Annotated in this window: 3 protein-coding genes; 1 reads left to right on the top strand and 2 read right to left on the bottom strand. The window is 42.7% G+C overall.

Features of this window, described 5'->3' with window-relative positions:
• Positions 1 to 1896: efflux RND transporter permease subunit (locus tag CXF78_RS20090; protein WP_145991588.1), on the top strand; the 1896-nt coding region annotated here is incomplete at its 5' end.
• A 97-nt stretch (positions 1897 to 1993) separates the two neighbouring features.
• On the opposite strand, the gene CXF78_RS20085 is transcribed toward CXF78_RS20090, so the two are convergent.
• Positions 1994 to 2257: a hypothetical protein gene (locus CXF78_RS20085; RefSeq protein WP_059745864.1), complete on the bottom strand. Its 264-nt coding sequence runs from the start codon at positions 2255 to 2257 to the stop codon at positions 1994 to 1996.
• Entirely contained in the window at positions 2254 to 2517 is a 264-nt protein-coding gene (locus CXF78_RS20080; protein WP_059745865.1) for a hypothetical protein, read from the bottom strand. The genes CXF78_RS20085 and CXF78_RS20080 overlap by 4 nt, the downstream gene beginning before the upstream one ends.
• Positions 2518 to 2524: the final 7 nt, after the last annotated feature.

Below are 2524 nucleotides of genomic sequence, written 5' to 3'. Positions count from 1 at the left end.
AAGCATTTGGAACATTATCGCCAAAAACACGGTAAAGCTCCAGAAGGAGATGATCATTGGCAACTCGTCAAAGAAGCCTCAATTGAGGTTGGCCCAGCTTTATTTTTCAGCTTATTGATTATAACCCTAAGCTTTACACCGGTCTTTGCCCTTGAAGCGCAAGAAGGACGTTTATTTCACCCGCTAGCCTTTACCAAAACCTTCGCTATGGCGGCATCTGCCATTTTAGCAATTACCTTAATTCCGGTGTTAATGGGTTATTTTGTGCGAGGTAAAATCCCTGATGAGCGTAAAAACCCCATTAGCCGAGTATTAATTGCCATATATCAACCATTGTTAAAATGGGTACTGCATTTCCCTAAAATCACCATCGGATTAGCCATCATTGTGCTATTCAGTGCTTACTACCCATTAAGCCAAATGGGCTCGGAGTTTATGCCCACCTTAGAAGAAGGTGACCTACTTTATATGCCCACCACGCTACCCAGTGTAAGTGCAGGCAAAGCAGCAGAAATATTGCAGCAAACTGACCGACTGATAAAAACAGTACCCGAAGTTAAACGCGTGTTTGGCAAAGTGGGCCGAGCCATTACAGCAACAGACCCAGCGCCACTAACAATGCTAGAAACCACCATCATGCTCAAACCGCCTGGCGAATGGCGTGAAGGCGTAACCTTAGAGAGCATTATTGCTGAACTGCAAAAAACCGTGCGTATACCAGGGATGACCAATGCTTGGGTGCAACCGATTAAAACCCGTATCGATATGTTATCTACCGGCGTGAGAACGCCTGTCGGCATAAAAATATCGGGCGCAAATGTTGAAGAACTACAACGTATTGGTGCAGAAATAGAAGCGGTAGTAAACCAATTACCGGGAACTGAGTCGGCATTTTCACAGCGTAGTAGCGGCGGCCGCTATATTGATATCACACCAGACCTTAAAAATGCCGCACGTTATGGCATGACCTTAAAAGATATTCAAGATGTGGTAAAGATTGCCATTGGTGGCATGACAATAGGTGAATCAATACAAGGTCAAGAACGCTATCCTATCAATATTCGTTATCCACGAGAGCTACGTGACAACATCGAGAAACTCAGAAATTTACCGGTACTGACTAAAACGGGTAAGTACTTACCGTTAAGTTATCTAGCCGAGCTGAAAATTACCGATGGTGCGCCTATGTTAGCCAGTGAAAACGGTCGCCTTATCTCGTGGGTGTTTGTCGATCTAAAAGACATTTCTATCGGTGAATATATTGTTGCAGCAGAAAAGGCACTTAAACAACAAATTACCCTTCCTCCACGCTACAACTATAGCTTTGCTGGGCAATACGAGTATATGCAACGCGTAGACGCCAAAATGAAAATGGTGATCCCATTAATGATCGCGGTGATTTTTATGTTGCTGATGATGACTTTCAACTCAGTAATACAAGCATCTGTAATCATGTTAAGTTTACCCTTTTCATTGGTGGGTAGCGCATGGCTACTTTATGGGCTGGATTTTAATTTTTCAGTTGCTGTATCTGTCGGCATGATTGCCTTAGCTGGGGTCGCCGCTGAGTTTGGCGTAGTGATGCAGGTGTACCTTAATAATAGTATTAAGGCCTATAAAGAAGCCGACAATTACCACAGCAAAGCGGATTTAACGGCTGCATTAATTGAAGGTGCAGTGATGCGCATTCGCCCTAAAGCCATGACCGTCGCCACCATCTTTTTTGGGTTACTACCGATCATGTGGGGCAGCGGTACGGGTAATGAAGTGATGCAAAAAATTGCTGCGCCTATGGTCGGAGGAATGGTCACAGCGCCGCTACTGTCGCTATTTGTTATCCCAGCAATTTACTTGCTGATATATGGCCGTAAGTTGCCCAAGCAATCATTATCTTAAATTTATTTAACCAGAGTTGAGGTTATTACTTTTACCCCTATAAATAAAAATCCCAAACGATTAATCGCTTGGGATTTTTTATATGCTAATCACAGTGTTATTTACGCTTAAGTGATTCATTAAGTTGGTCGGCTTCATCTTGTTTCTTTTTACGACACGCCGCAATATCGTCAGGATGCCCATATTTGCATGGATCGCTGGCTAAAATTGCCCTAGGGACATTCAGTATCATGTAATCTGTGTCATTTTTATTGTCATCTGCATTGCCACTATTACCAATATTGATGATATCGGTACCACGGCATCCCGTGAGTATCACTAAGCTAGATAACAAGCTTAATTGGATTATCCGTTTTTTCATTGTTGTAATATTCCTTGTTTTTGACGCGCAAGCAGCATCATGCGGATAATACCCCATAGCATAATAATCGCACCGATAATCAACATAATAATAATGATCAAAGGGTTGGCTAACATAGGCAAGAAATCTTGGTCAAACCCTACAAGGATACCGTAGAGCCCAAGACCAAATAATATCGTGCCAGGAAAATCGATCAGTGCCACTAACAACATACTGCGATGAATACTGGCTAATGTGATTTGGGTGTTTTCCTGTGTCATTCACTCA

Source organism: Shewanella sp. 11B5, assembly GCF_002836795.1.
Taxonomy (GTDB): Bacteria; Pseudomonadota; Gammaproteobacteria; order Enterobacterales; family Shewanellaceae; genus Shewanella; species Shewanella frigidimarina.
The sequence above is the reverse complement of the archived record's forward strand: the minus strand, read 5'-3'. Positions and strand labels throughout refer to the sequence as shown.

What these genes read in the sequence shown, in the direction of transcription:
- CXF78_RS20085 (WP_059745864.1), bottom strand. Translation starts at nt 2,257, where the DNA reads ATGAAAAAACGGATAATCCAATTAAGCTTGTTATCTAGCTTAGTGATA.
- CXF78_RS20080 (WP_059745865.1), bottom strand. Translation starts at nt 2,517, where the DNA reads ATGACACAGGAAAACACCCAAATCACATTAGCCAGTATTCATCGCAGT.